The sequence below is a fragment of the Aestuariivirga sp. genome (assembly GCF_044239095.1).
Lineage (GTDB): Bacteria > Pseudomonadota > Alphaproteobacteria > Rhizobiales > Aestuariivirgaceae > Aestuariivirga.
On sequence record NZ_JBIICB010000241.1, the window covers coordinates 1 to 6,754 of the forward strand.

The window sequence follows — 6,754 nt, forward strand, 5'->3', positions numbered from 1 at the left end:
CAAGCCCAAGAGCATCGCAAAAGAGCGGAACGGATTTCAAATCGTGGACACCCCGAAAATCGCCAAACACCACGTCGTTATTGGCCTCTTCGCGATTGATCATGAATTAAACCGGACACTACTGATGCTGCTTAAGCAATTGATCTCGTGCGCGTTCTTTCCGGCCAGGTGATTCCACCTGGCCGGAACGCGCGCTAAGGCCGATCTTCCGTATTGCATTACCGCAACTCCAGGGGCCCCCACGGCAGCACTTCCTTGACAAAACGCCCCCTCCATGCGCTCTAGCGCCCGAAACCTGATCTTTCGCGAGGACTCGCATGCATGCCTACCGCAGCCACACCTGTGGCCAGCTCCGCCCTGACCATGCCGGACAGGAAATTCGTCTTTCCGGCTGGGTGCACCGCGTGCGCGACCATGGCGGCGTGCTGTTCATCGACCTGCGCGACCATTATGGCATCACCCAGGTTGTGGCAGACCCTGATTCGCCTGCCTTCAAGGTGGCGGAAAAGGTGCGCTCGGAATGGGTGATCCGCGTTGACGGCAAGGTGCGCCCGCGCCCCCCCGGCACCGAGAACACTGATCTGCCGACTGGCCTCATCGAGGTCTTCGCCACCGGCATCGAGGTGCTGGCGCAAGCGGCCGAACTGCCGCTGCCCGTCTTCGGCGATACCGAATATCCGGAGGACATCCGCCTGCGCTACCGCTTCCTCGACCTGAGGCGCGACCGCATCCACAAGAACATCATGAAGCGCGGGGCCATCATCAACTCGCTGCGCCGCCGCATGGTGGACCAGGGCTTCTTCGAGTTCCAGACGCCGATCCTCACCGCATCCAGCCCCGAAGGCGCGCGCGACTTCCTCGTGCCGTCCCGCATCCACCCCGGCAAGTTCTATGCGCTGCCGCAGGCCCCGCAGCAGTTCAAGCAGCTGATCATGATGTCGGGCTTCGACCGCTACTTCCAGATCGCCGCCTGCTTCCGCGACGAGGACGCGCGCGCTGACCGTTCGCCCGGCGAATTCTACCAGCTCGACATCGAGATGAGCTTCGTGACGCAAGAGGACGTGTTCAACGCGGTGGAGCCGGTGCTCCGCGGCGTGTTCGAAGAATTCGGCGGCGGGCTTCCGGTGACCCAGAAGTTCCCCCACATCGCCTACAAGGACGCGATCCGCTGGTATGGCTCGGACAAGCCGGACCTTAGGAACCCCATCAAGATGCAGGCGGTCACCGAGCATTTCGCGGGCTCGGGCTTCAAGGTCTTCGCCGGCATGATCGCAGCGGACCCGAAGGTCGAGGTCTGGGCCATCCCGGCGCCGAAGGGTGGGTCGCGCGCCTTCTGTGACCGGATGAACTCCTACGCTCAACAGCAGGGCCAGCCGGGCCTCGGCTATGTCTTCTGGCGTGAGGGCGAGGAGGGTGGTGCCGGCCCCATCGCCAAGAACATCGGGCCGGAGCGCACGGATGCTATCCGCAACCAGCTGGGCCTCGGCGTGGGCGATGCCTGCTTCTTCGTCGCGGGCCGGCCTGAGAAGTTCTATAAGTTTGCCGGAGACGCCCGGAACAAGGTCGGCGAGGAGCTGAACCTGACGCCCAAGGACCGTTTCGAGTTCTGCTGGATCGTCGATTTCCCGATGTATGAGTGGAACGAGGAGGAGAAGAAGGTCGACTTCTCGCACAACCCCTTCTCCATGCCGCAAGGCGGCCTCGAGGCGCTGGAAACCAAGGACCCCTTGGACATCCTCGCCTATCAGTACGACATCGTCTGCAACGGCGTGGAGCTCTCCTCGGGTGCTATCCGCAACCACAGGCCGGAAGTGATGAAGAAGGCCTTCGAGATCGCGGGCTACCCCGAGAGCGTGCTCCTGGAGAAGTTCGGCGGCATGTACCGCGCCTTCCAGTATGGTGCCCCGCCCCATGGCGGCATCGCGCCCGGCGTGGACCGCATCGTGATGCTTCTGTGCAATGAGCCGAACATCCGCGAGGTGGTGCTCTTCCCGATGAACCAGCAGGCCGAAGACCTGCTGATGGGCGCACCCTCCGAGGTGAGCCCCAAGCAACTGCGCGAGCTGCACATCAGGCTGAACCTGCCGGAGGCGTGAGGCGTCTCACCCCTGACATTCCTCGCCCCCACGCATGTGGGGGAGAGGGCAGGGTGAGGGGGTGGGTCAACAGGCGGGGTCAACTCCCAATTCCCCCAGCGCCTTCTGCATGCGCTGCATCGCCTTGGCGATCTCCGTCTCGCTGCAGGCGAAGGAGAGCCGGATCGAGCCTGGCGCTCCGAAGGCGGTGCCTGGCACCGTGGCCACGCCGTGTTGCTCCAGCAGCCAGTCGCACAGCGCATCCGTGGTGTCGATCACGTGGTTGCCCGCCTTGCGGCCAAGAAGGCCCGAGACGTCCGGGAAGGCATAGAAGGTCGCCGGAATGTCGCCGATCCTCAGTCCGGGAATGGCGCGGAGGCCCGCCAGCACCATGTCGCGCCGCTTCTGGTATTCCTGCCGCATGCGCTCCACCTCGCCGCGAGGCCCCTCGAGGGCGGCGATGGCGGCGCGCTGCACGAACTGGTTGGCCCCGGCCGTGAGGGCGCTCTGCATGCGGCCCATCGCCTTGGCGATGGGGGCAGGGGCTGCGGCATAGCCCAGCCGCCAGCCGGTCATGGCGAAGCCCTTGGAGAAGCCGTTCACCGTGATGGTGCGCTCACGCATGCCGGGAAGCGACCCGATCGACACCATCTCGCCGCCGAACATGATGTATTCGTAGATCTCGTCGGAGAGCACCATGAGGTGCGGATGGCTCTTCACCACCTCGGCGAGTTCCATGAGCTCGCCGCGCGTCCACACCGCACCCGTGGGGTTTGAGGGCGAATTGAGCACGATGAGTTTGGTGCGCGGCGAAATCGCTGCCGCGATGCGGCTTGCCGGCACCTTGTAGTTCTCCTCCACGCCGGCATGCAGCACCTTGGGTGTTCCGCCCGCGAAGCGCACCGTGATCTCGTAGGACACCCAGAAGGGGGCGAGCATGATCACCTCGTCTCCGTCCCCGACGATCGACAGGATCGCATTGGCGATCGCCTGCTTGGCGCCGTTGGAAACACAGATGTCATTGGGGCCGTAGTCGAGGCCGTTCTCCGCCCGGAGCTTGGCGGACAGCGCATTCCTGAGTTCGGGGATCCCCATCACCGGCGAATAATGCGTGAGGCCCGCCTTCATGGCGGCGGTGGCGGCGGCCTGGATGTTTTCCGGCGTGTCGAAGTCGGGCTCACCCAGCGTCAGGCTCACCACGTCCATGCCGCCAGCCCGCAATTCCCGCGCGCGCTGCGACATGCGGATGATCGGGCCCTCATCGGCGGACTGGCTGCGGGAGACGAGAAGCGAGGCGGGGTCAAATTGTGTCATGAGGAATGTCTATACTTCGGCGTGCTTGCCCGGTCGAGACATGACAGGCATAAGGCCGTCCATGCGGAATACCATATCCATCGCGATTCTTATCATGGCTGCAGCCACCTCCTTGAGCGCCTGTGCTGAGGCGCCGGGCGTTCGCATCACCAAGAACAAGCCGCAGGCCGCCCCGGCCGCGGCGGCGCGCTCGGAGCCTGTCTTCTACAACGGCAAGACCTACCGGCTGGACCTCCGCCCGCGCAGTGGCGGCGTCTATGACATGACGGTCTCCGGCATGACAGCGAAGCAGCAGAAGGATGCGGAGGCGGTTGCAACCTCCTCACTGGGCTATTTCGCCTGCCCCGAGGGCCAGCGCGGCAAGCTGCAGAACAAGCCCACCTACACCAGCGCCAAGTGGCGCATGCAGGCGAAATGCGGCTGAGTTAACCTCTGAGGCGGGCGTAGACCGCGTCGTCCGCCCATTCGTCCTTGAACCATTGGCTCTGGCGGAAATGCGCCTCCTTGACAAAGCCCGCCTTCTCCAGCACCCGGCAGGAGGCAGCGTTGCGCGGGTCCACCGAGGCGGTGATGCGGTGAAGACCGAAAGCCGTGAAGGCGAAGTCTGCCAGCGCCCGCACGGCTTCGGTGGCGAGGCCCTGGTTCCAGTGCGGGCGGGCGATGCTGTAGCCGATCTGGGCGAGGCGGGGGTCGTCCGCCAGGATGTTGAGCCCGCAGTCGCCGGCGAAGATGCCCGTCTGGCGCTCCTCCAGCGCGAACTGGAACCAGCCGGGATCGCCCGGCTCCAGCCCGGAAAGTTCGGCGATGAAGCGCCGGCCGTCGTCTTCCGAGTAACGCTCCCAGGACTGGTAGCGCGCCACCTCCGGGTCGTTGCGCATCGCCACGAAGTCCGCGAGATCGTCCAGCCCGAAACGCCTTGCGATCAGCCGGCTGCTGGCGAAGATCATCCAAACCTGCGGTCCAGCCAGTCCCGCGTGCGGAAATAGCGGCCGATCCACGGCAGGAACCAGGTATTGCCCGTATAGAGCGGGTGGTCAGGGAACTCCGGCCTGTCAAAGGCGCACACGCTGTTGGCCTTGCCCGCGATCTTGCGCGCCGTCTGGTGGCCGAGATAGCTCATCATGGCGATGCCGGAGCCGTTGCAGCCCAGCGCATAATGGAGGTTCTGGAACTTGCCCATATGGGGCATCTCATCCAGCGTGAAGGCCACGTTGCCGGTCCACGCATGGGTGATCCGGGTGCCCTTGAGCTGCGGAAACCGGTCGACCATGAAACCGTGCAGAATGGGTGCTGTCTCGACCGGGTCGGTATGGCCGAACTTTGCCCGTCCGCCGAAGATCAGCCGCCTGCCATCGGGCGACATGCGGTAATAGGTGAGCACGCGGCGGGTGTCCGCGAAGGAGCGGTTCCTGGGGCTGATCGAGGCCGCAAGGTCTGGCGCCAGTTCGTCCGTGGCGATGATGTAGGAGCCAACCGGCACCACGCGCCGCTTCAGCTCTGGCGTCACATCGCCCGTATAGCCGTTGGTGGCGATGATCACGTCGCCCGCCATGATCGCGCCGCGCGGCGTGTCCACGCGCCAGCCGCTCCCCGTTTCGGTGAGCTTCGTTGCCGGCGTCCGCGAGGCGATTGCAATGCCGCGCTGCTGGCAGAGCATGAGCAGCGCCTTGAAGAACAGGGCAGGGTGCAGGTGCCCGGCGCGGCCCACCACCATTCCCCCGCGATAATAGCTGGAACCGATTTCCTCGCGCTGGCGCTCCGGCGGTACGAGATAGGCCTCGGACCTCGCGGTGCGGTTCAGCACCTCCACCTTGTGCGCCATGCCATCGAAATGGCTCTTGCACCAGGCCCCGAGGAAATAGCCAGCGCGCGTCCAGCCGCAGTCGATCTTCTCACGCGCGATCAGGTCTTCGACATGGCTGAAGGCGTCTGCCGCATCGTTGAGATAGGGAGATGCCTCCTCGTCGGACATCGCCTTCGCCATGTAGCGCTTGCCGACGTTGACGCCGCCCGACACCATCCCGCCATTGCGGGTTGAGCCGCCAAAGCCGGGCTCATTGGCGTCCAGCACGATGGCGGAGATGCCCTCGCGGTGGAGTTCCAGCGCCGCGTTGAGCCCCGCATAGCCCGCGCCGATGATGGCCACCGCCACCGACTTGGGCAGGTCGCATTCGGGCAGGGGTTGCGGCTCATAATGATCCCACCAATAGGGGCGGGGCTTGAAGTCCTTGGCGAAAATCGAAGCAGTCATGATGTGTGGAGATTGCGCGATCCGGTGTGGAGTGGCAAGCGTTCTGGACAGTGACAGGAGCCCGGGGCCGCATGAACACCGTCATCAAGTCCATCGTCTATCTCATCGTCGCCATCACTGTGGTCTTCTACGGCGGGGCCTATCTCCTGCCGTCCGAGGCCCGCGTGGAGCGCTCGGTCGAGATTGCGGCGCCGCCGGAGAAGGTCTTTGCCATCGCGGGCGACCTGCGCCGCGTGCCGGAATGGTCGCCCTGGCTCGCCACCGATCCCGCAACGCGCTTCACCTTCGAGGGGCCGGAGCAGGGTGTTGGGCAGGTCATGCGCTGGGCGTCGAACAATCCGCTGGTGGGCAGCGGCAGCGAGAGGGTCACGGAATTCGTGGTGAACGAGCGGCTGGTGACGGAGGCCGACTATGGCGAGTTCGGTCGCGCGGCCTCGACCGTGACCCTCGCACCCTCCGGGCAAGGCACGCGCCTGACGCGAAGCTTCTCCTCCGCCCTTCCCGGCGTCGTGGACCGTTGGGCCGGGCTGATGATCGATGGCTCGGTCGGCGCCGAGTATGAGAAGGGCCTCGCCAATCTCAAGGCGCTTGCCGAAAAGTAGCTGCACATTAACGCAAGGGTTGTAAATTCACCCTGATCATGTCAAGTTCTCCCAGCGTAATGGGAGAAATGCCATGATCCGCACGCCTCCGGGCGCCGGCTGAGGGCCGCGGCCACCAAGGCGGCGCTCAACACCCTGACTCGCTCAGTGGCGAATAGCGTGAAGCGCGAAGGCATCAGGGTCTTCGCCATCAATCTGGCCTGGGTGCATTCGGAGGGTGAGCAGGCGCTGCAGACCGGCTTCCACGGCCTTCCCGAAAACTGGGCCGAGGAGATTGGCCGCCGCATGCCCGCGGGCCGCTTGATCGTGCCTGATGACGGCGCCGTCATCGATTATGAGCAGATGCCAGCGGGTGTTTTCGACGCCCATCCGGCCCTGGCGCCAGCCTAGTGGATTGGCCGGGACAAAAGAGTCCGATTGAAGGTTCCCAACGGCTTGTTGACGTGCGAATCTGAAAGGATGCGCAATGGTATCAGTTTCACCGTTTCCGCCGCCGACTGTCAGCGTCTGCG

General features: G+C 64.7%; 7 protein-coding genes. 4 read left to right on the forward strand and 3 right to left on the reverse strand.

What is annotated here, in order from left to right; all coding sequences use genetic code 11:
* Positions 1-317 precede the first annotated feature (317 nt).
* Positions 318-2,096 carry an aspartate--tRNA ligase gene (gene aspS / locus ACILRA_RS17780; RefSeq protein ID WP_395663403.1) on the forward strand — a complete coding sequence of 593 codons (1,779 nt, stop codon included), beginning with the start codon at positions 318-320 and terminating at the stop codon, positions 2,094-2,096.
* Between the two features lie 66 nt (positions 2,097-2,162).
* Here aspS and ACILRA_RS17785 read toward each other — a convergent pair whose 3' ends face one another.
* On the reverse strand, positions 2,163-3,389 hold the full coding sequence (locus ACILRA_RS17785; protein ID WP_395663404.1) for a pyridoxal phosphate-dependent aminotransferase: 1,227 nt from the start codon (positions 3,387-3,389) through the stop codon (positions 2,163-2,165).
* A gap of 94 nt (positions 3,390-3,483) precedes the next feature.
* On the opposite strand from ACILRA_RS17785, the gene ACILRA_RS17790 reads away from it, so the two are divergent.
* The gene (locus tag ACILRA_RS17790; protein ID WP_395663405.1) at positions 3,484-3,813 is read left to right on the forward strand and encodes a hypothetical protein; all 330 of its coding nucleotides are present in this window, start codon (positions 3,484-3,486) and stop codon (positions 3,811-3,813) included.
* A gap of 1 nt (position 3,814) precedes the next feature.
* Here the strand turns inward: ACILRA_RS17790 and ACILRA_RS17795 are convergent, their stop codons facing one another.
* Positions 3,815-4,336: a GNAT family N-acetyltransferase gene (locus ACILRA_RS17795; protein WP_395663406.1), complete on the reverse strand. Its 522-nt coding sequence runs from the start codon at positions 4,334-4,336 to the stop codon at positions 3,815-3,817.
* Positions 4,333-5,640 (reverse strand): NAD(P)/FAD-dependent oxidoreductase, encoded by a 1,308-nt coding sequence (locus ACILRA_RS17800; RefSeq protein ID WP_395663407.1) that lies wholly within the window; start codon positions 5,638-5,640, stop codon positions 4,333-4,335. The genes ACILRA_RS17795 and ACILRA_RS17800 overlap by 4 nt, the downstream gene beginning before the upstream one ends.
* A 71-nt stretch (positions 5,641-5,711) precedes the next feature.
* Between ACILRA_RS17800 and ACILRA_RS17805 the strand changes: the two genes are divergently transcribed.
* Both ACILRA_RS17805 and ACILRA_RS17810 read left to right on the forward strand, forming a co-directional pair.
* On the forward strand, positions 5,712-6,242 hold the full coding sequence (locus ACILRA_RS17805) for an SRPBCC family protein (protein ID WP_395663408.1): 531 nt from the start codon (positions 5,712-5,714) through the stop codon (positions 6,240-6,242).
* A 99-nt stretch (positions 6,243-6,341) separates the two neighbouring features.
* On the forward strand, positions 6,342-6,632 hold the full coding sequence (locus ACILRA_RS17810; protein WP_395663409.1) for an SDR family oxidoreductase: 291 nt from the start codon (positions 6,342-6,344) through the stop codon (positions 6,630-6,632).
* Positions 6,633-6,754 lie beyond the last annotated feature (122 nt).